Raw genomic sequence first — 25,012 nt, 5'->3', positions numbered from 1 at the left:
CCTGATCCTGTTCGCACTCTGCATCGCGGGCCTCGCCGCGATCGCCGCCGGTTTCCAGCACATCCCCAGCTGATTCGCGGCCCCGGCTCGCTGCGCCGAGCCCGGGGGCCGCACCCATTCGTTTCCCATTTGCGATGAACCTCTTTCCCGAACCGCCCGCGACGGGCGGCCTTTGCCATGCGTATCGACGTACAGCATTCCCAGCACGACATCGACGACGAACTCGACCTCCTTCATGAACGCCTCCACCAGCCGGGCCATCGCCTGCACGGCCTGCCGGCCGTCGCGCTCGGCCGCTCGGGCCTGATCGTCCGCCACCGCGAAGCGGATGGCGAATACTTCCTGTACGTCGAAGATCCGGCCGCGCGCCAGCTCGCCGGCTACACGGTGTTCAACCGGCTGCCCGAGATCCCGCGCCGCGCCGACCGCTACCTGCGCGCGCCGCACACGCGGCTGCGCGGCTCGGCGCAACGCAAAGGCCTCGCGACGACGCTGTACCGCTGGGGGCTCGACGCGGGCCTGTGCCTGCTCAGCGGCGCGCGCCAGTCGGTCGGTGCCGCGCAGTTGTGGACGGCGCTCGCGCAGGATTACCGGCACGGCTTCGTCGATGTCGCGGGCCGTGCGCTGCACTATCTCGGCGATGCCGTCGCCGACGACGTGCACGGTGCGCTGCATACGCGGCGGCTGTTGCTCGGGAACGGATGGACGATGACGGAATTCGCGCGGGCGGCCGGCATGAGCGATACGGAACCGGTTCGGTGCGATCCCGCGATGGTATTAAACGCGACACGCCGGGACGCAAGCATCGGCAACGGACACGACGACGCCCGGCCGCCGATGCGATAATCCGTCGGATCCGCGCGACGCGGCTGCGCATTGCGCGCCAACCGAAACGCCCCTCGATGACCACCGATCCCCGACCCGACGCCGACCGCCGCATCGACATCGTCGCGCTGTGCGGCAGCCTCCGCGCGCAATCGTACAACGCCGCACTGCTCGATGCGGCCGCACGCGTCGCCCCGCACGGCATGCATGTCACGCGCTTCGATCGTCTCGGCGAATTCCCGTTGTTCAATCCCGATGCCGAATATCCGTCGCCCGCTGCGGTGCGCGACCTGATCGACCGCCTGAACGCAGCCGACGGCATGCTGATCGCCAGCCCGGAATACGCACACGGCGTAACGGGCGTGATGAAGAACGCGCTGGACTGGGTCGTGGGATGCGAAGCGGTCGTGTACAAACCGGTCGCGGTGCTGAATGCGTCACCGCGTGCGACCCATGCGGACGCGGCGCTGCGGGAAACGCTGTCGGTGATGTCGGCGCGCATCGTCGAACCCGCGTCGATCACGCTGCCGGTTCTCGGGAGCCAGCTCGACGCGGCCGGCATCGCCGCGCATCCGCCGTTCGCGTCGGCGCTCGCCGACGCGTTGCACGCGCTGCGCGCGGCGATCGACGCCACGCCGCCGGGCCGATAGGCAACCCGCACGCCCGAACGCGTGCGGCATCGCGTTATCGCACCTTGGCGCGCGTCACCTTCTTCGCCGGCTTGGCCGCCTTTGCGCGCGGCGCTTCCTTCTCGGGCTGCGCGCCGCCGCCGGCGAGATCCTCGAGCCACGCGAGCGCATCGACATAGGACAGGAACTGCTGCAGATATTCAGGCGACAACTCGCGCATCGTCGCAAGCGACCGGTGCACGAGACTATTCGAATTGAGCGGCCCCGCGTTGCGCGGCACCTGGTCGAGCGATTGCCGGTACTGCTGTTCCGTGCGGACTTTCGACCACATCGCGCGGAAGTAGTCGACCAGTTCGGGATCGAGCCCGCGCCGGTCGGCCTGCGCATCGCGAGCCAGCCCTTCGACGAGCGCCGCGAGCCCGCCGTGTGCGGGCGCCGCCGTTACGGCGGCCAGCGCGTCGCGCATGGGGCCGGCTTCACCGGCCCGCGCAACGACCTCGGCAAAACCGTCGAGCAACGTCGCCAGCCGCGCGTCGAGCAACGCGCGCGCGCCGCCCTCGAGCGCGGCCGCGCGCCGTTCGAGCGCGTCGATCCGGTGAAAGCGCACGGGATCGAGCTGGTCGGCGCCCTGCTCGCGCCATGCGTCGAGCGTTGCGCGCACGTGCGTCGCGTCGCCCGTCACTTCGCCTTCCCTCCGTTCGATGCCGACTTGCGCGGCACCGGCGCGATCTCCACGCGGCGGTTCTTCGCGCGGCCTTCATCGTCCGCGTTCGAGCTGACCGGCTGCTCGGAGCCGAACGCAGCCGCGAACACCGACGTCGCCGGTACGCCGGCGTCGATCAGCGCGCGCGTGACCGTCAACGCGCGCTTGGCCGACAGCTCCCAGTTGTCCGCGAACAGGCGGTTGCCGGCATGCACCTGCTGGTCGTCGGCGAAGCCGCTGATCATCAGGATCTCGTCGCGCGTCTTCAGGTACGTGGCCAGCGGTACAGCCAGCGTCTTCAGCAGGTCGCGGCCCGCCGGCTGCAACTGATCGGAGTTCAGCGCAAACAGCACGTTGCCGCTGATGCCGATGCGCCCGTTCACGAGCGTCACGCGGCCGGCCGCGAGCGGCCCGGCGAGCGCCTGTTCGAGCGACTTGCGCTGCTGCGCCTCGAGCTGGCGCGCACGCACGGCTTCCTCGAGCTTCGACGTCAACTGAAGCTGCATGCCGATCACGCCGACGAGGATCAGCACGAACGCGCCGAGCAACACCGACATCAGGTCGGCGAACGCGGGCCATACCGGCGCCGATTCCGCGCCGCCGTCGATTTCGTCGTGCATGCGTTACGCTCCGACGGGTGCCCGCCGGCCGGCGAGATGCTGCAGGTCTTCGACGATCTGCTTCTGCGACATCACGCTCAGGTCGATCACCTCGCGCGCCTGCGCGACGTAGTACTCGAGCTGCTCGTCACTGCGCGCGAGCGATTTCTCGAGCGCGGCCTCGATGCGCTGCAGATGGGTCAGCAGCTTGTCGTTCGATTCGCCGAATACCTGTACGGCCATCCCGAACGCATCGCCGAGGCTCGCCACTTCGACGGCGCCGGCCGTGACCTGCGCGGCCACCGAGTCAAGCTTGCGCGTTTCGGCATCGACGGTGTCGTTGAAGCGCGCGCCGACGCGATCGAGCAGATCGGCCGACGTGCTGACGAGCGCGTCGATCGCGGTGCGCTGTTCGGTCGACGCGTGGTTGACCGCGCCGAGCAGCGTTTCGAGCGTCGCGAGCAGGCGGCTGCGCTCCTCGAGCGTCGCGGTGTCGCGCACCATGCTGTCGGACAGGCGCTGGCGCAGTTCGGCGACGACGTCGGCCGCGGCCTTCGGTGCTTCCGACGCAGCCTGCACGAGGCGTGCGATTTCGTTGATCGTGTCGCTCGCGTGCACTTGCGCCTGCGCGGTGATGTCGTTCGCGGTGCGGGTCAGCGTGTCGCAGATGTCCTGCTGGCGCGTCGCGGCCTGCGCGCTCGTCTGCGCCCATTCGTCGCGCAGCGCGGCCGCCATCGCGGCGAGCGAATCGTTCCATGCGGACAGGCGGGCTTCGTCGCGTGCGGCCAGTTGCGTCTGCAGGCCGGCATGCGAGTCGCGAATCGTCGACAGCAAGTCGTTCGAGCGTTGTTCGAACGTTGCAGCTTGCGTGGTCAGATCGCGCGTCGTCTGGGCGAGCGCGTCGCAGATTTCCTGCTGACGGCCGGCGCTGTGCACACCCGCGCGCTGCCATTCGTCGCCGAGCTTCGCGGCCATCGCGGCCAGCGAGTCGTTCCATGCCGACAGGCGCGCTTCATCGCGTGCGGCGAGCTGCGATTGCAGGCCCGTATGCGAATCGCGGATCGTCGACAGCAGGTCGTTCGAGCGTTGTTCGAACGTCGACGCCTGCGTGGTGAGGTCGCGCGTCGTCTGGGCGAGCGCGTCGCAGATTTCCTGCTGACGGCCGGCGCTGTGCACACCCGCGCGCTGCCATTCGTCGCCGAGCTTCGCGGCCATCGCGGCCAGCGAGTCGTTCCATGCCGACAGACGTTCTTCGTCGCGTGCCGCGAGCTGCGATTGCAGGCCCGTATGCGAATCGCGGATCGTCGACAGCAGATCGGTCGAGCGCTGTTCGAACGTCGAAGCCTGCGTGGTGAGGTCGCGCGTCGTTTGGGCGAGCGCGTCGCAGATTTCCTGCTGGCGGCCCGCGCTATGCACGCCCGCGCGCTGCCATTCGTCACCCAGCTTCGTGGCCATCGCGGCCAGCGAGTCGTTCCATGCCGACAAACGTTCGTCGTCGCGTGCGGCAAGCTGCGCTTGCAGGCCCGTATGCGACTCGCGAATCGTCGACAGCAGATCGCTCGAACGTTGTTCGAACGTCGAAGCCTGCGTGGTGAGATCACGCGTCGTCTGGGCAAGCGCATCGCAGATTTCCTGCTGGCGGCCCGCGCTATGCGCACCCGCGCGCTGCCATTCGTCGCCCAGCTTCGCGGCCATCGCGGCCAGCGAGTCGTTCCACGCCGTGAGGCGCTGTTCGTCGCGCACCGCCAGATCGGTCTGCAGCCCCGCGTGCGACTCGCGCATCGCGGCGAGCGTCGCGCCCGAATGGCGCTCGAACGTCGCGGCGGCTTCACCCAACGCCCGCGCGTGCTGGCCCGCGAGCGCCTCGCCGACCTGCTCCTGACGCGCCAGCGCATCGCGCCACGCATCCGACAGCCGGCCTTCGGTCGATTCGAGACGCGTCGCGACGCCGTCGAGCAGGTCCGTCGAACGCTGTGCGAAGGTATCGGTGAACTGGCCGAGCGTCGTCTGCAGTCGCTGCGCGACGGCGTCGCCCGCCTGACGTTGTTCGTCGATCGCGCGGTTCCAGACGGCCGTCACGTTGCCGGTGGTCTTCTCGAAGCCTGCCGTCAGCCCGTCGAGCTGACGCTGCACGGCGCCGGTCACGGTGTCGCGCAGCGCGGCCATCTCCTGCGCGAGCCCCGTCATCGTCGCGGCGACGACCGGCTGCAGCGCTGCACCGGCCACCCGTGCGCTTTCGGCGGCGCTTTCCTTCAGCGCGTCACCGACGTTCGACGCGAGCCCCGCATACGCGCGCTCGGTCCGGTCGAAAAACGCCTGCTGGCTTTCAAGCTGACGGTCGTGCAGCGCAACGCTGCGCGCCTCGAGCGTCGTCATCATCGTCTGCAGCCGGTCAACCAGCGCCGGCATCACGTCGGCCTGGCGCTGCAGCAGCCGGAACGATTCGTCGCGCTGATGCGCGGACGAATGCACGCGCAGCGTCGTCGCGATCTTCGCGTCGAGCTGCTGGGCCGCATCGATCCGCTCGCGGCGCACGAGCGCGGACAGCAGCCCGAGCATCGCGGACGTCGCGACACCGGCGATCGACGTGCCGAACGCGAACCCGAGCCCCTTCACCGGCGCGATCAGCGACGCGCGGATCGCATCGAGATCGGTCGCGCTTTCGAGTGCGGCGCCGGTGCCCTTCAGCGTGACGACCATTCCGAGCAGCGTGCCGAGCATGCCGAGCAGCACCAGCAGGCCGACGAGGTAAGGCGTGAGCGCCGGGCCGGGCAGCGCGACGCGTGCGCCTTCGACACGGGCGCGCACCGCGCCGCGCAGGCCCGGGTGCAGGGTGTCGAGCCATGTGTCGAGCGTCGCGGGCGGCTCGGTCAGGCCGGCCACCGCGCGCGACAGCGTGGCGGTCGCCTGCCGGTAGCGCAGCAGTTCCCACGCGCCGGCGACGTAGCACGCGCCGATCAGCAGCGTGACGGCCGACGCCAGCGGGTTCGACGCGATATAGCCGACACCGATCCAGCCCACTGCGAGCAGACCGGCGACGAAGACAACGAGATCAAGGCGAATTCTGGACATAGCGTGTTGATTAGCAGGTGCGAAGGGCCGCGAGCAGCCCGTCTACCGTTTGAAACCGGACTTCGAGTTCGGCAAGCAGGATGCTTTGCATCTCGTCGCGAAACGTATCGAGCCATGTGCCGGGCACGATGGCCGCGACGGTCGTAGTGTCGGCCGCCGCGCGATCGTCAGCCGGATCGGCCGGGTCGGCGGCGGCTGCCGCGGCGGCGGATTCGGCATCGGCCAGCGCCTGCCGCTCCGCGTCGCGCAACCGCCCGAACCGCGTGCCGAGCAGCGCGGGCACGGCCGACAGCAGGCTGCGCTCGCGCGCGCCGAGCACGCGCTCCATGATCGTGTCGAGCGTCGCGAGCCGCGCCATCCCGGACGAGCGCGCGGCGAGCGCGACCCGCAGGCGGCCGCGCAACTGGCCGATCGCCGTCTCCATATCCTGTTGGAGGGTCAGATAACGCTGGCGGAAGTCCGCGAAATCGGCCGTATCGGCGGCCGGCGGCGGCAGGTCGCCGGGCCGGCGCCGCGCGCGCGGCCGGTTGGTGGCCGTGATCGCCTGCGCGAGGTCGTGCCGCACGCGTGTGCAGTCGCGTTCCGCATCGTAGCCGCGCACGCCGGCCGCGACGCCCGGCGGGCTCGCAGTCAGCGCGGACGACAGCGTGATCGCGTCGGTCCAGCCGAGCCACTGGCTCAGCCGGTCGGACAGCGTCTGCCGGGATTCCGCGACGTCGGCATCGGCCAGGCGCGCGAGCAGCCGGACGAGTGTCGGACCGCTCAGCGCCGGGCGCGGAGGTGCTTGCACCATGCTGCAAACCGTCAAAAAAGGCAGCAGTTTACACGTCGCCGGGAGGTCGGCCGCCAGAATCGGGCGCGCGACGCCGTCCGGCGCGTCGTGCGACACACGCGAACGCCCGTCGCGCAAGGCTCGGCAGGCGGTGGCGGGGAGTCGGGAACAGGGCTGGCGGCAGCTCGGCGAGCGGCCGCGTCATGAGGAAGCAACGCGTTTGCGGAACCCCGCTGCGCGATCGGGCGGCGGCCCGGCCGGTTCGCGCCGGCGGCCAGCCCGGGGATGGCTGGCCGCCGTACGATGCGTGTCAGGTCAGGAACGAGGCGGTCAGATCCCCGCCTTCGGCGCGTTCAGGATCAGCCGCAGCCCGAGCAGCGTGATCGCACCGGCCGCGATGCGGTCGACCCACTTCTTGGCGCGCAGGTAAAGCTCGCGCGGCCGGCGCGTCGAAAAGCACAGCGCGACGAGCGTGTACCAGCCGAATTCGACGGCGAACACCAGCGGCGGCAGCACGAGGTAACACCACAGCGGCGGATGCTGCGGGAGCAGCGCCGCGAAAATGCTGCCGTACCAGATCGCCGTCTTCGGGTTGCTGAGCTGGGTCGTGAGGCCCGTCAGGAACGACTTGCGCGCGCTGCCGCCCGCCATCGCCTGCGGGTCGTCCATCGCGATCGGCCGATCGGCGCCGCGCCAGATCTTCGACGCCATGTAGATCAGGTATGCGCCGCCCGCGACCTTGAGGCCCACATAGAGCCATTCGACGGCCTGCAGCAGCGTGTAGAGCCCGGCCAGCGCGACGCCGCCGAACACGATGCCGCCGATGCCCATGCCCAGCGCGGTGGCGAGCCCGTCGCGGCGCGACAGTCCGATCGAATTGCGGGCAACCAGCACGAAGCTCGGGCCCGGAATCATCGCGCCAAGAAACAGCGCAGCCAGGATGGCGAGTACGGCAGCCGATGCAGTCATCGAAGTCTCCTTGGTCAGCGGCGCCGATTCGCCGGCGCCGGCGTGTCGTTTCCGACGGTCGAGCCGCTGATTCTGGCACGCTTCGCACGTGGCCGAAAGCGGCCGCGCGCTGCTATGCTGACCCTTTTTCCCGTCATCCCGCCCCGCCGCCATGATCGAAATCCGCGCCGCCTGCTACCCCGACGACGCCGCAGCCGTCGAAGCGATCTTCCGCGAGTACATCGCGAGCCCGACCGTCAGCCTCGAATTCCAGGACTACGAGCCGGAAATCGCCGCGCTGCCCGGCAAATACGCGGCGCCGCGCGGGTTGCTGCTGCTCGCGTGGCACGGCGAGCGCGTGGTCGGCTGCGCGGCGTTTCGCGAAATCGACGATACGGCGTGCGAGATGAAGCGTGTGTACGTACGCCCCGAGGCGCGCGGGCTGAATGTCGGCCGCCAGCTCGTCGAACGGCTGCTGCGCGACGCGAAGGCGGCCGGCTACGCGCGCATGTGCCTCGACGTGCTTCCGGAGTTCGTCGCCGCACGGCAACTGTATGCGTCGCTCGGTTTTACGCCCGCACCGCCCGTCGCGTTCAATCCGGTGCCGGGCACCGAATTTCTCGGGCGCGATCTGTAACCGCCCGCGGCCAGCAACCCTTTCCTCCTTTCGACCGGACCTCCCGCCATGCGCGTTCTCCGCCTCGCTACCCTGCTGCTCCCGTTGCTCGCGGCGCTGCCTGCCGCCGCCCGCGCCGACGACCTGCCGAAGTCGATCGCCACGCAACTGCCGCCCGGCTACCAGCCGCTGCTCGCGAAAGCCGGGCCGGCGCTCGACAACGGGCGGCACAGTTTTCTCGTCGTCGCGCATCGCGCGGACGATACGCGCGAACAACCGTCGCCGCGCCCGCTGCTGATCTACGAGGAGCAGGCCGACCGCACCTTCCGGCTCGCCGCGCGCAACGACCAGGTGGTGCTGCGCGCGAACGAAGGCGGCCAGTGCGATCCGTTCGATCCCGACGATGCCGCCGACAACGGCCTTGCGGTGAAGGGCCGCTATTTCACGGTGCAGAACTTCGTCGCGTGCGGGCAGCACTGGACCGACTACATCACGTTCCGCTACGACCCGCGCACGCACGGCTGGCTGTTCTCGAACCAGATCGTCACCGAATCGTTCCCGATCGACGACAAGCCCGACCACGTCACCGTCACGCGCGCCGACGCGCACCAGCCGGTGTCGCTCGGGCAGTGGAAACGCAAGGACTAGCCGCCGCGCGCGGCACGCATCGATGCCGTCGGCAGCGCCGTGGTTTCCATGCGGCGGCCATCGCCCGCCCGCCACTCGCGACGCCGCGCCAACAGGTCTACCATAGGCGCTCGTCGCCCCTCGGCGACCGCGGGCACGGCACGCGGTTCGCGCCTGCCCCTTTCCTCGCTGCATCCGCCCAGGAGGACGTCATGACGCAACACTTCGACGCGATCGTCATCGGCACGGGCCAGGCCGGGCCGCCGCTCGCCGCGCGGCTCGCCGCCGCCGGCCTGAAAGTCGCGATCGTCGAGCGCGGCCGTTTCGGCGGCACCTGCGTGAACACTGGCTGCATCCCGACCAAGACGCTGATCGCGAGCGCGTACGCCGCGCAGCTCGCACGGCGCGCCGGCGAATACGGCGTGTCGGTGGGCCCCGTCACCGTCGACATGAAAGCCGTGAAGGCACGCAAGGACCAGGTTGCCGGCCGCTCGAACCACGGCGTCGAGCAATGGGTGCGCGGCCTCGCGAACACGACCGTGTTTCAGGGTCACGCCCGATTCGAGCGCGCCGACGCGGTGCGCGTGGGCGATGAACTGCTCGAAGCCGAACGCATCTTCGTCAACGTCGGCGGCCGCGCACAGGTACCCGCGATGCCCGGCCTCGACTCGGTGCCGTACCTGACCAATTCGACGATGATGGACGTCGACTTCCTGCCGGACCATCTCGTGATCGTCGGCGGCAGCTATGTCGGACTCGAGTTCGGCCAGATGTACCGCCGCTTCGGATCGAAGGTCACGATCGTCGAGAAAGGCGCGCGCCTGATCCGCCGCGAGGACGAGGACGTGTCGCAGGCCGTGCGCGAGATTCTCGAGAACGAAGGGATCGACGTGCAGCTCGACGCGAACTGCCTGAGCGCACGGCGCGACGGCAACGGTGTCGTGGTCGGCCTCGACTGCGCGGGCGGCGGCCGCGAGGTCGCGGGCTCGCACCTGCTGCTCGCGGTCGGCCGCGTGCCGAACACCGACGATCTCGGGCTCGACCGGGCGGGCGTCGCAACCGACGCGCGCGGCTACATCGCCGTCGACGAGCAGCTGCGCACGAACGTGCCCGGCATCTGGGCGCTCGGCGACTGCAACGGACGCGGCGCGTTCACGCACACCGCGTACAACGACTACGAGATCGTCGCGGCGAACCTGCTCGACGACGATCCGCGCAAGGTGTCCGACCGCATCACGGCCTACGCGATGTACATCGACCCGCCGCTCGGCCGCGTCGGCATGACGCTCGCGGAAGCGAAACAGACCGGCCGCCGGCTGCTGGTCGGCACGCGCCCGATGACGCGCGTCGGGCGAGCGGTCGAGAAAGGCGAAAGCCAGGGCTTCATGAAGGTGATCGTCGATGCGGACAGCCACGCGATCCTCGGCGCGTCGATCCTCGGCGTGACCGGCGACGAAGTCGTGCACGGCATGCTCGACGTGATGGCCGCCGGCGCGCCGTACACGACGATCAGCCGCGCGATGCATATCCACCCGACCGTGTCGGAACTCGTGCCGACGCTGCTGCAGGACCTGCATCCGGTCGCGTGATGCGCGGCGGGCGGCTGAGCACGGGTGTCGGACGGTGTGCGAAGATGGCCGCTCGCCACGACACCCGGGAACGCCATGGACCGCCTGCAAGCGATGCAGATCTACGTACAGATCGTCGAGCGCGGCAACTTCACGCAGGCCGCCGACGCACTGCAGTTGCATCGGCCGGCCGTCACGAAAGCCGTGCAGCAGCTCGAACAGGCGCTCGGCGTGCGGCTGCTGAACCGCAGCACGCGGCGCGTCAGCGTGACGGCGGAAGGCGAAGCGTTTCATGCGCGCTGCGTGCAGCTGCTCGGCAGCATCGACGATGCGTTCGCGTCATTCCCCAAACAGCGGGCGGTGCCGAAGGGCCGGTTGCGGATCGACATCGCGCTGGCGCTGGCGAAGACGGTCGTGATTCCGGCGCTGCCCGACTTTCAGCAGCGCTATCCGCAGATCGAACTCGTGCTCGGGGCAAGCGACCAGCCGGTCGACCTGATCGGCGAAGGCATCGACTGCGTCGTGCGGGTCGGCACGCTCAAGGATTCGAGCATGGTCGCGCGCACGGTCGGCGCGGTGCCGATGGTCACGTGCGCGTCGCCTGCCTATGTTTCGCGCCACGGCTTGCCGCGCACGCTGGACGACCTGCGTACGCATCGCGCGGTCAACTTCTTCACCGGCAGCAATCGCCGCGTGCTCGAGTGGACGTTTCGCCCGCACGGCGAAACCGTCGCGGTGAAGCTCACGAGCAGCCTGCTCACGGACAACTCGGAAGCGCTGCTGTCCTGCGGGCTCGCGGGCCTCGGCATCGTGCATGCGCTGCGGCCCGCGCTGCAGCCGAGCATCGACGCGGGCCTGCTGATCGAACTGCTGCCCGGCGTGCCGGCCGTGCCGAAGCCGGTGTCGGTGCTGTACCCGAACCGCGCGCACCTGTCGGACAAGGTGCGCGCCTTCATCGACTGGCTCACCGACCTGTTCGCGCGGCGTTACCCGGCCTAGCCGCGACCCGATAACCGATCGACCGCTCCATGTACCGCGCCAGCTGTTCGCGGGAAAATGCCGGCTGCTCGATGCCGCTGCCTTCCAGAAACGCGATCACGTTGCGACAGTCCCACACGTAATTGTTCTGATACAGCTCGACCGTGCTCAGGCCATCGCGAATGTTGTCGTCGAACAGGCTCAACAGCGGATACAGCGGTGCGTCGCTATCCGTCTTCCATGCATCGAGCCATTCGCGGTACGGAACGACCCTGAACCGCAGGTCGAAGTATCGTTCGAGCCTCGAGAAAAACGCCTTCAGCGTCAGGTCGGACTCGGGCGAATTGATCAGGTTGAACTTCCGCCCCAGCGCCGCCGGATTGCGCGAAATCCGCGCGAGCGCTTTCGTCATGTAGTCGACGCTCGTCAGCCCTTCGCGCAGGTCGTGCAGGTCGGGCACGGTGCCGCGCGCGATGCACGTCCTGACCAGCCGCCCCCACCATTGATAGTCCGCGCTCACGCCGGTCTCGCCGTGAAACGTCGCGTAGCCGAGCCGGAAGGTCATCAGCGGCAGGCCGCGCAGCGCAGCCAGGTCGGCCATTTTCTCCATCACCCACTTGCTGCGCGTATAGCCGATGTCCTCGAGCACCGCCGGCAGGTTCTGATCGATGTCGTCCGCCTCGGTCATCATGGTCTTGCCGGTGACACGATGGCCCCAGCTGTACACCGAGATCGTCGACAGCAGGGTCAGCGCCTTGGTTCGCCGGCATCCGGCAAATGCGAGGATCCGGGCCAGGCCGTCCACGTTGATCCGCTTCATGTACGAATACGGCTGGATGAAATTGACCGCGCTGGCCGAGTGGTAAACGAGGTCGATCCCGTCCGCCAGCGCCGCGTAGTCGTGCTCGTTCATGCCGAAGCGCGCTTGCGTGACGTCGCCCGCCCACACGCGGATGCGCGAACGCTCGCCCGGCCCGAGGTTCACGTCGTACGCGCGCAGTTTTTCATCGATCCGCGCCCGCCCCGCTGCCGCATCCTTCGCGCGCACCAGACAATGCACGGCCGCCGACGTCGTCGCGAGCAGTTCGGCCAGCAAGTGGACGCCGACGAATCCCGTGGCGCCCGTCAGCAGGATCGTGCGCGGACACGCGAGCAGCGCCTCGTCGAACGCTCCGCTGAAATCCGCTTCGTCCGGCACGCGGATATCGTTCTCCAGCGCATAAACCGGCTCGCGTTCGATCGCGCGCGCCGCGCTGGCGGCACGTCGCTCGATTTCGCGTGCAAGCGCCTCCACCGATTGGTGCTCGTAGACATCCCGGATCAGCATCTTCGTCCCCGCCGCGTCCGACAACGCCCTCGCGAGCTTCGCGGTCAGCAGCGAATTGCCGCCTATATCGAAGAAACCATCGGTCTTGCGAAAGGACGCGTGGCCGGTCAACGCGACGAATGCATCCGCGACGATCCGCTCGACGGCGGAATACAGCGCCGGCTCCGTCCGGCTGCGCTGTGCTTCGCGGTATCGAAGTTCGAGCGCGGCCCGGTCGGTCTTGCCGTTCGCCGTCACCGGCATGCCGTCCAGCAGCACGTGACCGACGGGCCACATGTAATCGGGCAGGGTTTGCCGGACGCTGGCCTTGAGTGCATCGACGATACGCGCATCCGGCACGGCGGGATCGCGCGGCACGACGAACGCGACAAGCTCCATCCCGGCTCCGGCCGCGCCGGGCAATGCCAGCACCACGGCCCTGCGCACTTCGCCGGACCGGACGAGCGCAGCGTGAACTTCGCTCAGCTCGACCAGATTGCCGCGAATCTTGACCTGATCGTCCAGGCGCCCGAGGAACTGGATCGAGCCGTCGTCCAGCCAGCGCCCGAGATCGCCCGTGCGATAGATGATCCGGCCGGGCTGCCGCGGGTGCGGACGGAATTTCTCGCGGGTCAGCGCCGGGTTGCCCAGGTAGCCGCGGGCCAGGCCCGGCCCGCCGATGCAGATCTCGCCGACGTCGCTCCCCGTTACAGCATCCCGTGCGTCGTTCAGGATCAGGATCTCCGTCGCGCCGACGGGCCGCCCGATCGACTCCGGACGGCCGAGTGCCGCGCTCGGCACAACCTGGCAAGTCGCGAAGATCGTCGCTTCGGTCGGCCCGTAGTAATCGATCACCGTGTAAGCGATCCTGCCGGTATCGATCGGGCCGAGCTTTTCACCGGCCGTAAACAGGTACTTCAGCTTCAGGTCCGCAGGCTGGCCGACACCGACCACGTCAGCCACCATCACGGTGGGCACGTACGCATGCGTGATCCGGTGGCGGGTGAAGAAGCCGACGAGCGCGTCGGCGTCCACACGCGTTTCGTCGTCCGGCAGACACAACGTCGCGCCCGCGCAAAGGGCCGACCAGATTTCCCACTGCGATACATCGAAGCCGAGGCCGGCCATCAGCGTCGTACGGCTTGCACCGTTCATCGCGAAACGTACGTTGTGCCAATCGACGAGCGCCGACACGGCGGCATGTTCGACGATCACGCCCTTCGGCGCACCGGTGGAGCCGGACGTGAAGATCACGTAGATCGCGCCGCCCTGCGCATCGGCATGTTGCGTTGCGCGTGCATCGTCGCGATCCGGCCGCCACGCGGACAGGTCCGCCACGCTCGCGAACGGCGCTGCCGCATCGCGCGGCGCCGTACGGGCCGTCAATACCAGCGCGGCATTGCATTGCCGCAGGATGTGATGTTTGCGGGCGTCGGGATAGCGTTCGTCGATCGGCACATAGGTTGCGCCCGCCTTCAGGATGCCGAGGATGCCGACAATGAACGCCGCGTTCCGCGCCGCCTCGATCGGCACGAGGTCGCCGCTTGCGATGCCTCGCGCCCGCAATGCACGCGCCACCGCATCGCTCCGAAGGTCCAGTTCCCGGTAACTCAGGCATTCATGCTCCGAAACCACGGCTGACGCGTCCCCGTCACGCGCCGCCTGAGTCCGGAATATTTCGATCACGTTCGATTGAGTAGTCATCCTTTTTATTCCTCATATCGACAGGCGCAGATCTCAATATAGAGTGGCACGCATAAAACGCAATTCACTGGTGAACGGCACACAGGCAACTTGTGTCGGTCACGAACCGCGTCGTCACACACAGCGAAACGATGGCGATGTTTGATGCACTTGAAGCAGCATTCGACGACGTGCCGGGTATCGCGGCGCCGGTCGCCCAACCAGCGTAGTCCATCGGACATCGACGGCCACACATACGTTGGCATCCATTGTTATTCGTCAAATAACAATCAATGATCCCGGCGCACGTTTATCCGGCGCGGACACCCGCCTACGATGCTTCTTCATCGACACCCGTTCATCGAAGGAGCAATCCATGTCCCGCATCGTTCGTTTCCACCGCATCGGCGGCCCCGACGTCCTGCAGATCGACACCATCGACGTGCCCGCGCCAGGCCCCGACGAGATTCAGCTGCGCGTGAAGGCGATCGGCCTCAATCGCGCGGAAGTCATGTTCCGCAGCGGCGAATACACGTTCATGCCGCGCTTTCCGGCATCGCTCGGCTACGAGGCGTCGGGCGTGGTCGCGGCAGTCGGCCGCAACGTGACGGCATTCGCCGAAGGCGACGCGGTGAGCGTCGTACCGGCGTTCTCGTTTGCCGACTACGGGATGTACGGCGAGGTGGTCAACGTGCCCGCGCACGCCGTGGTCAGGCATCCGGACAGCCTGTCGTTCGAGGAAGCCGCCGCGACGTGGATGATGTTCGTCACGGCCTACGGCGCGTTGATCGAACTCGGCGGACTGAAGCGCGGCGATGCGGTGTTGATCGGCGCCGCGTCGAGCAGCGTCGGGCAGGCGGCGATCCAGGTCGCGAACCACATCGGCGCGGTGCCGATCGCGCTGACGCGCGGCGAATCGAAGCGTCAGGCGTTGCTCGACGCGGGCGCGAAGCACGTGATCGCCGGCAGCCCGGCCGACCTGCCGCAGCAAGTGGCGGAGATCACCGGCGGCACCGGCGCACGCCTCGTGTTCGATCCGGTCGGCGGCCCCGATGCGGCGAACCTGCTGCGCGCGCTGGCCACGAACGGCACGTTCTTCCAGTACGGCGCACTCGATACGCGCGACATCCCGGTGCCGGTGATGGACCTGCTCGCGCGCCACCTGACGCTGCGCGGCTACGAGCTGTTCGAGATCACCGGCGACGCGCAACGGCTCGAGCGCGCGAAGCGCTTCATCGTCGACGGGCTCGCGGCCGGCACGCTGAAGCCGCTGATCGACCGCACGTTCGCGTTCGACGACATCGCCGACGCGCACCGCTACATGGAAGCCGGTGCGCAGGTCGGCAAGATCGTCGTCACGGTCTGAGCCGTGCGCGGCGGGCGCTGCCCGCCGCCCGCTCAGCTTTCGAAATACCGCGGCCGATCGATGTCGGCCAGCAGCCGCGGCTGCGTCGGCACCCAGTCGAGCAATGCGCGCGTGCGCTCGCTGGTGGCCGGCGCATCCATCCCGGCAAACATCGCGAACCAGCCGAAATGCTCGCCGGCCTCCGCCGGCGACTTCGTGACGACCGGTACGTTCAGCCGCCGGCCGATCACGTCCGCGATCTCGCGAAACCGCACACCGGTATCGTCGACCGCGTGATAGCGCGCGCCGCCCGTCCCGCGTTCGATCGCGAGCCGGTACACACGCGCCGCGTCGAGCCGGTGCACGGCCGGCCAGCGATTGCCGCCGTCGCCGACGACCGCCGAAGCCCCCTTCTCCCTCGCGAATGCAATCAGCCACGGCACGAAACCATGATCGCCGTCGCCGTGTACGGACGGCGGCAAGCGTACGACCGACGCATGTACGCCGCGCGCTTCCAGCGCGACCGCGGCCGCTTCGGACGCACGCGGATAGGCCGGCGACACCGGCACGTGCGAATCGTCTTCCGTCGCCTCGCGGCCCGGCGCGACGAGCGCCAGCCCCGACGTGACGACCAGCGGCCGCGCCGAACCCGCGAGTACCGCGCCAACCGTCTCGATCGCACGGCGATCGAGTTCGCAGTTCTGCGCGAAGCGCGAGAAGTCGTGATTGAATCCCGTGTGGATCACCGCGTCGGCGGTTTCGGCGCCGCGCGTCAGGCTGTCGAGATCTTCCAGCGACCCGCGATGCACGTCGGCGCCTGCGGCGGCCACCGACGCGGCCGCCGCTTCGGACCGCGCGAGCCCGAGCACCGAGTGCCCGGCGGCAACCAGTTCGGCGACGACGGCCGAGCCGACGAATCCCGACGCTCCCGTAACAAAGACACGCATGTTCAGTACCTCCGGATGAAATGGAGGCTTACTATCTGTCGATGGCCGCTCGCGGTGAAGTCGTGACGGTTTACCGGTAAACGAACTAACAGGATATGGCTGACGCCCCCGACAACCTGCTCGGCGCGTACCTGAGGGACCGCCGCGAGAAACTCGACCCGGCCGCGCTCGGGCTGCCGGCCACCCGCCGCCGCACGCCGGGCCTGCGGCGCGAGGAAGTCGCGCAGCGCGCGCATGTGAGCGCCGCGTGGTACACGTGGCTCGAACAGGGGCGCGGCGGCGCACCGTCGGCCGATGTGCTCGACCGGCTCGCCCGCGCACTGATGCTGAACGAAGCCGAACGCGAACATCTGTTCCTGATCGGCGTCGGCCATCCGCCCGACGTGCGCTATCGCGCGCCGGCCGGTGTAACGCCGCGCCTGCAGCACGTGCTCGATTCGCTCGACGCGAGCCCCGCGATCGTGCGCTCGGCGACGTGGGACGTCGTCGCCTGGAACGACGCGGCGGCCGCCACGCTGACCGACTACGCGAAGCTGCCCCCCGCCGCGCGCAACATCCTGCGGCTGATCTTCGTCGACGCGGGCGTACGCGATGCGCAGCCGAACTGGGAGCGCGTCGCGCGGTTCGCGGTCGGCGCGTTTCGTGCGGACGTCGCGCGCATTGGCGCGACGCAGGCCGTGCAGGCGTTCGTCGACGAGATGCGCGCGACGAGCGCCGAATTCGACACGATGTGGCGCGACCACGACATCCATTCGCATGACGAAAGTACGAAAGAAATCCGCCATCCGCAGGCCGGCCGGATCGCGTTCGACTATTCGGCGTTCTCGGTCACCGGCCGCCCCGACCTGAGCCTCGTGATCTTCACGCCGGCGACGCCGGCCGACCGCGCGCGCATCCGGGCGCTCGTCGCAGCGCGCGACCAGGCCGGTGCGCGGCAGGCACCGGCTGCATGACCGCACGCGGCGGGCGCCGCCGCCCGCCTCGCCGGCCTTCCCATCCGGCCCCTTCGGCTGCCTTCACCCCCATCACAATCCGCACTGATTCCCAGTCGAATATTTAATTTTCACCTGGCGTAGCGCGCGCTTACCCTTTCGGCATCGCATCACAGGGCCACCGGCCCCTCCCTGGAGCATCCCGATGACCGACCCCGGCACCGCGCAAGCCGTCCACCGCCCGCACGCGGCTTCCGTGTCCTATGGCGCACTCGCGCTGCTGGTACTGGCCGGCCTCAACCTGCGCCCGTTCCTGACCGCGTTCGGCCCCGTGCTCGACGTCGTACGCGCCGACACGGGCCTCGGGTTTCGCGCGGCCGCGCTGCTGACCACGCTGCCGTTCGTGCTGATGGGGGTCGTCGCCGGGGCCGGCGTCGGGCTCGCGCGGCGCTTCGGCGAGCAGCGTGCGCTGACCGCCGCGCTCGCGCTGATCGCCGCCGCCTGCACGGCGCGCCTGTGGACGCACGGCAGCGCGGGGCTGATCGCGACCGCCATCGCCGCCGGCGCGGGTGTCGCGGTAATCCAGGCGCTCGTGCCGGGCCTTGCGAAACGCTGGTTCGTCGACCGGTTGCCGCTCGCGATGGGCCTCTACTCGGCGGCGCTCGTCGGCGGCGGCGCATTCGGCGCGATGGCAAGCCCGTGGCTCGCCGCGCACGGCGGCTGGCATCTCGCGCTCGCCGTATGGGCGGTGCCCGCCCTCGTCACGCTCGCGCTGTGGCGCGCGAAAGCACCGCGCGACACCGTGCAAGCGACGGCCGCGTCGGCGTCGATCACCGCGTTCGTCCGCATCCCGCGCGCATGGCAGCTCGCGCTGTTCTTCGGCCTCAGCAACAGCGGCTATGCGAGCCTCGTCGCGTGGCTGCCGGCGTTCTACCGCAGCGTGGGCATGAGCCCGCAGGCGAGCGGCAACCTGCTCGCGTGGATGGCGCTGTTCCAGGCCACCGGTGCACTGGCGATGCCGATGCTCGCGAAGCGCTCGGCCGACCGTCGCGCCGTGCTGTGGCTCACGCAGGCGCTGCAGGCGGTCGGCTTCATCGGATTCGCGACGCTGCCCGCGCTCGCGCCGTGGCTGTGGGTCGCGAGTGTCGGCCTCGGGCTGGGCGGCTTCTTCTCGATGAGCCTGATCGTCACGCTCGACCACCTGCCCGATGCACGACTTGCCGGCGCACTGGCCGCGTTCGTGCAGGGCATCGGCTTCCTGACCGTCGCAGCGAGCCCCTGGTTGATCGGCTGGCTGCGCGACGCGGGCGGCGGCTTCGCGATCGCGTGGTGGATGCATCTCGGCGTGATCGCGTCGACGGCCGCGCTGAACGCCGTGTTCTCGCCCGCCGGCTACCGGAACAGCATGGCGCGCATCGCCGGCGCCGCCCGCTAAAACCCCCTTCGAATCCGGGCGGCCGCCGGCCTTCTCCTGCGACCGCCCCGCCGCCCGCGCATGGCCGGGCGCGGGCCGTCACGCCCAATGGCCGCTTCCCCGCTTCACGACAAACAACATCAACCGGTAATGGAGACAATCATGAAAAAGCTCGTTCTGGCCGCCGCGCTCGCGCTGGCGGCAGGCGCCGCCGCCGCGAAAGACCCGGCGGTGCTGCGCCTCGGCGTCGATCCCAGCTACGCGCCGTTCGAATCGCTCGCGCCCGACGGCAAGCTCGTCGGCTTCGACATCGATCTCGGCAATGCGATCTGCGAACGGATGAAGGTGCGCTGCGTGTGGGTCGAGAACGCGTTCGACGGGATGATCCCGGCGTTGAAGGCACGCAAGTTCGACGGCGTGCTGTCGTCGATGAGCGTGACCGAGAAGCGCCTCGCGCAGATCGCGTTCACCGACAAGATCAACAACGTGCCGCCGCGCCTCGTCGCGCGGCGCGGCGCGAACCTGCAGCCGACGCCGGAGTCCCTGCAGGGGAAGAGTGTCGGCGTCGAACAGGGGACGACGCAGGAAACCTATGCGCGCACCTACTGGGAACCGAAGGGCGTGATCGTCCGCACGTACCAGACGCAGGATCTCGTGTATCAGGATTTGCTGTCGGGCCGGCTCGACGCGTCGTTGCAGTCGTCGGTGCAGGCCGATCTCGGCTTCCTGAAGACCGCGAAGGGTGCGAATTTCGAATTTGCGGGGCCGGCGCTGCATGATCCCAAGACGCTCGGTGTGGGTTCGGCGATCGGCATGCGCAAGGACGACGACGCGCTGCGCACGCAGATCAACCAGGCACTCGCGAGCCTGATTCAGGACGGCACGTATCAGCGAATCGCGAAGAAGTACTTCGCGTTCGACATTTACAACTGACGAACACGGGCAGAAGACGCAAAAGGGCGTCGCGCATTCCTGCGCGACGCCCCTTCTTCGTGTACGGAAAACGGCCGGCTAGGCCACCGCGCGTTGCAGCAAATCCGTTGCGAACGACCGCGCATGCGCGACCGCTTCCTGTGCATCGCCGAAGACGCCGAGCTGATCCCAGTGCTCTTCGGCCGCGTATGTCCCCTTCACGGCGAGCGCCCGCTGAACGCTCAACTGCGCCGCGTATCGGCCATCGTCCAGCGGCCGGGCCGTCGCGACGACCTTGTGCGGCGGGCTGGCGCGCTCCGGCTGAACCAGCTCGACCGCCCCGCCGACGACGCCGAGATTCATCAACTCGTTCCTGGCCTTGCAGTCCGGGCAGTGGAAGCACCACCCCGCGTCGTCCTGATGGGGCTTGACTTGCCCGCGAGCCAGCACGGCGCGACATTCGACGTTTTCGCAGATGAACGGCATCGCAGCGTCTCCGAAGTTGTTTGACGGAAATCCTAGCATGTCCGCCGGCTCTCAACCATCGGCATCCGCATGATTGACGCACCGGAATTCCAGTTCGTCACGATGGCCGGGCGAGGCGCGCACCCACCCCTTTCGCTGCACTGCAATATCGGCGCCTTCCTTTCCTGATCCGGGAAGCGCATTCCCGTTCGTGCCCCATGCATTCTCGGAGAATCGTGCAAGAAATGCGGACTCGCAGGATAACGCCGGCGCCCCCTTCCGCGCGATGCTGACGTCTCTTCACCGTGAACCGAGGAATGAACATGACGAACCACAACATCGAACAAAAAGTGGTCCTGATCACCGGCGCAAGCAGCGGGATCGGCGAGGCCACCGCCCGCTATCTGGGCGAGCGCGGTGCGCGCCTGATGCTCGGCGCACGCCGCACCGAGCGTCTTGCGGACCTGGCCGGCAACATTCGCACCCAGGGCGGCACCGCTTCGTGGCGTGCGCTCGACGTTACGAAGCGCGACGACAACGTCGCGTTCGTCGAAGCCGCGCTCGCCGAGTATGGCCATATCGACGTCATCGTCAACAACGCAGGCGTCATGCCGCTTTCGCCGATGGCGTCGCTGAAAGTCGACGAGTGGGACCGGATGGTCGACGTCAACATCAAGGGCGTGCTGTACGGCATCGCGGCCGCACTGCCGGTGATGAATCGCCAGGGTTTCGGGCAGATCATCAACGTATCGTCGATCGGCGGGTTGCGGGTATCGCCGACGGCCGCCGTCTATTGCGCGACGAAGTATGCGGTGCGCGCAATTTCCGATGGCTTGCGGCAGGAGAACGACAAGCTGCGCGTCACGAGCATCTGCCCCGGTGTCGTGACGTCCGAACTGGCCGACACGATCACGGACCCGACCGCCGCCGACCTGATGGCGAAGTACCGCAGCATTGCGCTCGAACCGGAAGCGATCGCGGCAGCCATTGCGTATGCGATCGCGCAGCCCGCCGATGTCGACGTGAACGAGATCGTCGTGCGCCCGACGGCAACGATCGGCGGCTAGCGGGTAACGACGCGCCGGCCGGATGTCGCTCGCGATACACTGTCTGCCCGACCACCGAAGCGAGAAACCCCCGATGTTGATCCGCGTTGCGACACTGGCCGATGCAGCCCCGCTTGCCGACTTGAAGCGCGATACGTTTCGCGAAACCTTTCTGCAGGACGGCTTCGGCATCAACTATCCGCCGAACGATCTTGCCGCGTACGAGGCACGCAGCTACTCGGTTGAAACGGTCAGCGAACAGCTCGTCGACCCACAGTGCCGCACGTGGGTCGCCGAAGACGACGACGGTACGCTGGTCGGCTATGCACACGCGGGGCCGTGCAAGCTCCCGCATCCGGAAGTGGCGGACGGTTCGGGCGAGATCCATCAGATCTACCTTCGACGGGGTACGCAGGGAACCGGCGCCGGACGCACGTTGTTCGATGCCGCGCTGGCTTATCTGTCCGACGAACGCCCCGGTCCGGTATGGCTAGGCGTGTGGTCCGGTAACGCGAAGGCCATCGCGTTCTACGAGAAGGCCGGCTTCAGGCAGGTCGGCACGTATGATTTCAAGGTCGGGGAATCGACCGACCTCGAATACATCTACCGTCGCTAATTTCACGGATAGGGGAATCCGCTGCAATCGACGTGAATCGACATGTCCCCGTCGATCGCGGTACCTTGAACCCATGCCGCCTGATCCGGTTTCCCTCGTAACCGTCACGACAACGACAACCATCGGCACTGGGGGGGCGTCGGGAACGCGCGCGCGGTAGTCTTCGCAGTTGCATGTCACCAGCGCCCCGCCGGCAAGCGACGGGGCTCTTTGCGTTTACGGCACCCCGCTTCTTGTCGGAATCACATCAGCCAGGAGTCGCCATGAACGAAGTCGATCGTCAAAACCGGAACAACAAAAACGAGGTGCTGCTCATCATCTCGCGCCGGATCGTGCCCGGAAAGCGTCACGAACAGATCGCCGCGTATGAGCACCTGGCGTCCGTCGTTCGGGCCGAACCCGGTTGTCTTCAATACGACCGTCATCCCGTCGTCGGCGATGAAGACAGGTTGTGCTGATCGAGCGCAGCGCATCGGCTGACGCGCTGGCCGCTCACGAAGTGACGCCCCACATCATCGCCAACGATGCACGGAGCCCGGCGTTCAGGGTTGCACCCGCGACGGTCCTGCGGCTGGCGCCAGACGGCGTCGCGTAGGCGAAAAAAAGGTGCATCGCGGGTTTCCGGCGCGCACCATACATTTGTCCGCGTTCGCCCACGAGCGCGGCACTGGCGCCTCCAATCGATGCGATATTGTTTTGGCGAACCATCACTGTCAGCATACGCAGACTGCCCATAGCGACTGAATTTCAGCGTGGGCACCCGCCGGAAACCGAGTACAGCACCAGGACAATCATGTCGCGACTGAAACGGTGGAAAATTTTCTTCCTGGTGGCCGATCTCCTGCTTCTGATGGTGTCCGCGCCAGTTGCCTTGACGTTCTTCTTTTCAGCGTTCACGGTTCCAAAAGAATTTCCATTCTGGCTTCTCGCGTGTGCTGGCGCCGTCTCTGCGCTCTTGAGCGTCGTCGGCGTTGCTCGCCTCGAAAAACTTTCTCCGTGGTGGCATTCAATGATCACGGTGTTGGCCGCGGGTTTCATCTATCCCGTCATCGCCTTGATGGACGCATTAGGAAAAAACCCGCCTTGAGGATTGGGTAAATCATGCTCATCTTTCGTTTGCCAGTCGGGCAACGCGAAGGCCATCGCGTCCTACGAAAAGGCTGGTTTCAGGCAAGTCGGGGAATCGACTGACCTCGAATACATCTACCGTCGCTGACCTTCGCCGCTGCATGACAACCGCGCCCCGCCGGCAAACGACGGGGCGTTTCGCGTTTACTGCGCGTCGCAACTTGCCGGCTGCGCGGGAACCGATTGCGATGTCAACGACGTATTTCCCTCGTTTCAGGCTGAATGACACGATTTGAGGGTTCTCGCTAAAATACGCCTTCCCGAGTTTCCGGTATCTGCCCTGTCATGCATCGAATTGGATTCTTCGTTTGCCGTGGCTACGATGCGCTTGACCTTGGCGGGCCACTGTCGGCCTTTAATCAGGTAACCACGGCTGCCGGCCATACGCCCTATGACCTTCATGTCATCTCGCAATCCGGCGGCCCGATTCCCGGCAATACCGGCCTTTCGATCGACACGAAGCCAATGGGAAGGCGCACGTTCGACACGGTCGTTTTCGTGGGCGGTGATATCGAGCCGATGCAGACACCGGAAAACGTCGCCGCTGCCCGAAAACTGGCCGCCAGGGCCTCACGGGTCGCCAGCGTGTGTACGGGAGCGTTCCTGCTCGCGGAAACCGGCTCGCTGGACGGACTGAGAGCAGCGACGCACTGGCGATACGCTGCGCTGATGCAGTCGCGCTTCCCTCGCATCAAAGTCGACGGCGACAGTATCTATGTCGTGGATGGCCGCGTCTGGACATCGGCAGGCATCGCCTCCGGAATCGACCTGGCGCTCGGCATCGTCGAAAAAGACCTGGGGGCGGAAATTGCGCGCGCCGTCTCCCGGCTTCTGGTCGTGCCGTATCGTCGACCCGGCGGGCAGTCGCAATTCTCCGCGATGTCGCAGATGGAACCGGAATCGGATCGCATCCGCATCGCGCTGAATTTTGCGAGGGAACATCTGGCGGAAGCGTTGCCGGTCGAACGACTCGCGGACGCCGCACGATTGAGCGTGCGACAGTTCGGACGCGCCTTTCGCCGGGAAACCGGCGAAACGCCTGCGAAGGCGGTCGAACGCTTGCGCGTCGAAGCCGCGAGGCTGCGGCTGCAGGGTGGCAGCGAACCGATCGAACAGATTGCGCTGGCGGTGGGGTTCACCGATCCGGAGCGGATGCGGCGGGCCTTCATCAAACTGCATGGGCACCCGCCGCAGGCGATTCGGCGCGAGAGCAGATCGAACCCAGCACGCTGATCGCCCTCGACGAACGGCGTGCTGCGTGGTCGACGTCCCGCTAACGGACTATTGGCGCGTGGGCCAGTGACGCGCCGTGCCGCCGGACGCTCATTGGCCGCCGGTCTTGACGGGCGCGTAATCGTTCCACATGTCGCGATGCAGTTTCCACGCGCCGTCCTGTTTCAGAAAGACGAGAATCTGCTTCGCGCGGATCCGGCGCTTTCCATCGTGATCGCGCACCTCCGCATCCGATACCTCCGTCACTTCCCGGTCATTACCGTAAAACTCGTAATTGCTGAACGATACGGTGCCGGGTTTCGATCCGGCATACCCGTTGGCGAAATACTCGGTGATCGCACGGCGCCCCGTGACCTTGTCGCCGCCGAGCGGCAAGAGCGCGCCGTCGTCGGTATAGAGTCGGCCGAGCGCCTCATAATCCCCGCGCGCAAAGGCATCGGCCCATCGCGCGTTTTCGGCCTTGATGGCCGCTTCGGGCGGACGTTGCGAACCACCGGCAACAGCCGGCGCCGTGAAGGCGAAAAAGGACACGCAGGCCGCAAGCGCGGCAGTACAAAGACGGATCTGTTGCATCGAGTGATTTCCGGTTGTGGCTTGAATTGAAGCGGGTGCCCGAGCGGGCAGGCGGCACAGGCAGCGTCGCCGGCG

General features: G+C 67.6%; 24 protein-coding genes. 15 read left to right on the top strand and 9 right to left on the bottom strand.

The window, feature by feature from the left end; translation table 11 throughout:
* The first annotated feature begins 177 nt into the window (after positions 1–177).
* Entirely contained in the window at positions 178–846 is a 669-nt protein-coding gene (locus OHZ10_RS22305) for a histone acetyltransferase (protein ID WP_342705815.1), read from the top strand.
* 56 nt (positions 847–902) lie between these two features.
* On the top strand, positions 903–1,475 hold the full coding sequence (locus OHZ10_RS22300; protein ID WP_059237499.1) for an NADPH-dependent FMN reductase: 573 nt from the start codon (positions 903–905) through the stop codon (positions 1,473–1,475).
* A gap of 34 nt (positions 1,476–1,509) precedes the next feature.
* On the opposite strand, the gene OHZ10_RS22295 is transcribed toward OHZ10_RS22300, so the two are convergent.
* From OHZ10_RS22295 to OHZ10_RS22275, 5 genes are all read right to left on the bottom strand, one after another.
* The gene (locus OHZ10_RS22295; protein WP_342705814.1) at positions 1,510–2,136 is read right to left on the bottom strand and encodes a DUF2894 domain-containing protein; all 627 of its coding nucleotides are present in this window, start codon (positions 2,134–2,136) and stop codon (positions 1,510–1,512) included.
* On the bottom strand, positions 2,133–2,777 hold the full coding sequence (locus OHZ10_RS22290; RefSeq protein ID WP_342705813.1) for an OmpA family protein: 645 nt from the start codon (positions 2,775–2,777) through the stop codon (positions 2,133–2,135). The genes OHZ10_RS22295 and OHZ10_RS22290 overlap by 4 nt, the downstream gene beginning before the upstream one ends.
* A 3-nt stretch (positions 2,778–2,780) precedes the next feature.
* Positions 2,781–5,828: a DUF802 domain-containing protein gene (locus tag OHZ10_RS22285; protein ID WP_342705811.1), complete on the bottom strand. Its 3,048-nt coding sequence runs from the start codon at positions 5,826–5,828 to the stop codon at positions 2,781–2,783.
* Positions 5,829–5,838: 10 nt separating this feature from the next.
* Complete coding sequence (locus OHZ10_RS22280; protein ID WP_342705809.1) at positions 5,839–6,621, bottom strand: DUF3348 domain-containing protein; 783 nt, start codon at positions 6,619–6,621, stop codon at positions 5,839–5,841.
* A 309-nt stretch (positions 6,622–6,930) separates the two neighbouring features.
* Positions 6,931–7,569 (bottom strand): LysE family translocator, encoded by a 639-nt coding sequence (locus OHZ10_RS22275; RefSeq protein ID WP_012493146.1) that lies wholly within the window; start codon positions 7,567–7,569, stop codon positions 6,931–6,933.
* A gap of 151 nt (positions 7,570–7,720) precedes the next feature.
* On the opposite strand from OHZ10_RS22275, the gene OHZ10_RS22270 reads away from it, so the two are divergent.
* The 4 genes from OHZ10_RS22270 to OHZ10_RS22255 all read left to right on the top strand — a co-directional run bounded on the left by OHZ10_RS22270 (position 7,721) and on the right by OHZ10_RS22255 (position 11,358).
* A complete protein-coding gene (locus OHZ10_RS22270) occupies positions 7,721–8,185 on the top strand; it encodes a GNAT family N-acetyltransferase (protein ID WP_059237503.1) in 465 nt (154 codons plus the stop codon).
* A gap of 48 nt (positions 8,186–8,233) precedes the next feature.
* Complete coding sequence (locus OHZ10_RS22265; RefSeq protein ID WP_342705808.1) at positions 8,234–8,812, top strand: hypothetical protein; 579 nt, start codon at positions 8,234–8,236, stop codon at positions 8,810–8,812.
* Positions 8,813–9,003: 191 nt separating this feature from the next.
* Complete coding sequence (locus OHZ10_RS22260) at positions 9,004–10,380, top strand: FAD-containing oxidoreductase (protein WP_059237505.1); 1,377 nt, start codon at positions 9,004–9,006, stop codon at positions 10,378–10,380.
* A gap of 75 nt (positions 10,381–10,455) precedes the next feature.
* The gene (locus OHZ10_RS22255; protein WP_059237506.1) at positions 10,456–11,358 is read left to right on the top strand and encodes a LysR family transcriptional regulator; all 903 of its coding nucleotides are present in this window, start codon (positions 10,456–10,458) and stop codon (positions 11,356–11,358) included.
* On the opposite strand, the gene OHZ10_RS22250 is transcribed toward OHZ10_RS22255, so the two are convergent.
* Entirely contained in the window at positions 11,324–14,347 is a 3,024-nt protein-coding gene (locus tag OHZ10_RS22250; RefSeq protein ID WP_342705807.1) for an amino acid adenylation domain-containing protein, read from the bottom strand. The genes OHZ10_RS22255 and OHZ10_RS22250 overlap by 35 nt on opposite strands.
* Positions 14,348–14,702: 355 nt before the next feature.
* On the opposite strand from OHZ10_RS22250, the gene OHZ10_RS22245 reads away from it, so the two are divergent.
* Entirely contained in the window at positions 14,703–15,692 is a 990-nt protein-coding gene (locus OHZ10_RS22245; protein ID WP_059237508.1) for a zinc-dependent alcohol dehydrogenase family protein, read from the top strand.
* A gap of 32 nt (positions 15,693–15,724) precedes the next feature.
* Here the strand turns inward: OHZ10_RS22245 and OHZ10_RS22240 are convergent, their stop codons facing one another.
* Positions 15,725–16,618, bottom strand: a complete 894-nt coding sequence (locus tag OHZ10_RS22240) for an SDR family oxidoreductase (RefSeq protein WP_342705806.1) — start codon at positions 16,616–16,618, stop codon at positions 15,725–15,727.
* A 95-nt stretch (positions 16,619–16,713) separates the two neighbouring features.
* Between OHZ10_RS22240 and OHZ10_RS22235 the strand changes: the two genes are divergently transcribed.
* The 3 genes from OHZ10_RS22235 (at position 16,714) to OHZ10_RS22225 (ending at position 19,897) form a co-directional block, all read left to right on the top strand.
* Entirely contained in the window at positions 16,714–17,571 is an 858-nt protein-coding gene (locus tag OHZ10_RS22235; RefSeq protein ID WP_340625262.1) for a helix-turn-helix transcriptional regulator, read from the top strand.
* Positions 17,572–17,755: 184 nt separating this feature from the next.
* Positions 17,756–18,985, top strand: coding sequence for a cyanate transporter (locus tag OHZ10_RS22230; RefSeq protein ID WP_342705805.1), 1,230 nt, complete (start codon positions 17,756–17,758; stop codon positions 18,983–18,985).
* 141 nt (positions 18,986–19,126) lie between these two features.
* Entirely contained in the window at positions 19,127–19,897 is a 771-nt protein-coding gene (locus OHZ10_RS22225; protein WP_059240794.1) for an ABC transporter substrate-binding protein, read from the top strand.
* A 78-nt stretch (positions 19,898–19,975) separates the two neighbouring features.
* Here the strand turns inward: OHZ10_RS22225 and OHZ10_RS22220 are convergent, their stop codons facing one another.
* The gene (locus tag OHZ10_RS22220) at positions 19,976–20,362 is read right to left on the bottom strand and encodes a hypothetical protein (protein WP_059237511.1); all 387 of its coding nucleotides are present in this window, start codon (positions 20,360–20,362) and stop codon (positions 19,976–19,978) included.
* Positions 20,363–20,664: 302 nt separating this feature from the next.
* On the opposite strand from OHZ10_RS22220, the gene OHZ10_RS22215 reads away from it, so the two are divergent.
* From OHZ10_RS22215 to OHZ10_RS22195, 5 genes are all read left to right on the top strand, one after another.
* Positions 20,665–21,408, top strand: a complete 744-nt coding sequence (locus OHZ10_RS22215) for an SDR family oxidoreductase (protein WP_342705804.1) — start codon at positions 20,665–20,667, stop codon at positions 21,406–21,408.
* Between the two features lie 73 nt (positions 21,409–21,481).
* Positions 21,482–22,003: a GNAT family N-acetyltransferase gene (locus OHZ10_RS22210; protein ID WP_059237512.1), complete on the top strand. Its 522-nt coding sequence runs from the start codon at positions 21,482–21,484 to the stop codon at positions 22,001–22,003.
* Between the two features lie 263 nt (positions 22,004–22,266).
* Positions 22,267–22,461, top strand: coding sequence for an antibiotic biosynthesis monooxygenase (locus tag OHZ10_RS22205; RefSeq protein ID WP_217468154.1), 195 nt, complete (start codon positions 22,267–22,269; stop codon positions 22,459–22,461).
* A gap of 335 nt (positions 22,462–22,796) precedes the next feature.
* Positions 22,797–23,090, top strand: a complete 294-nt coding sequence (locus tag OHZ10_RS22200; protein ID WP_174992811.1) for a hypothetical protein — start codon at positions 22,797–22,799, stop codon at positions 23,088–23,090.
* A 326-nt stretch (positions 23,091–23,416) separates the two neighbouring features.
* Entirely contained in the window at positions 23,417–24,364 is a 948-nt protein-coding gene (locus OHZ10_RS22195; protein ID WP_340625265.1) for a GlxA family transcriptional regulator, read from the top strand.
* A gap of 90 nt (positions 24,365–24,454) precedes the next feature.
* Here the strand turns inward: OHZ10_RS22195 and OHZ10_RS22190 are convergent, their stop codons facing one another.
* A complete protein-coding gene (locus OHZ10_RS22190; RefSeq protein ID WP_342705802.1) occupies positions 24,455–24,937 on the bottom strand; it encodes an SgcJ/EcaC family oxidoreductase in 483 nt (160 codons plus the stop codon).
* Positions 24,938–25,012: the final 75 nt, after the last annotated feature.

This window comes from Burkholderia arboris, from assembly GCF_038723655.1.
GTDB classification, from domain to species: domain Bacteria; phylum Pseudomonadota; class Gammaproteobacteria; order Burkholderiales; family Burkholderiaceae; genus Burkholderia; species Burkholderia arboris.
The sequence above is the reverse complement of the archived record's forward strand: the minus strand, read 5'-3'. Positions and strand labels throughout refer to the sequence as shown.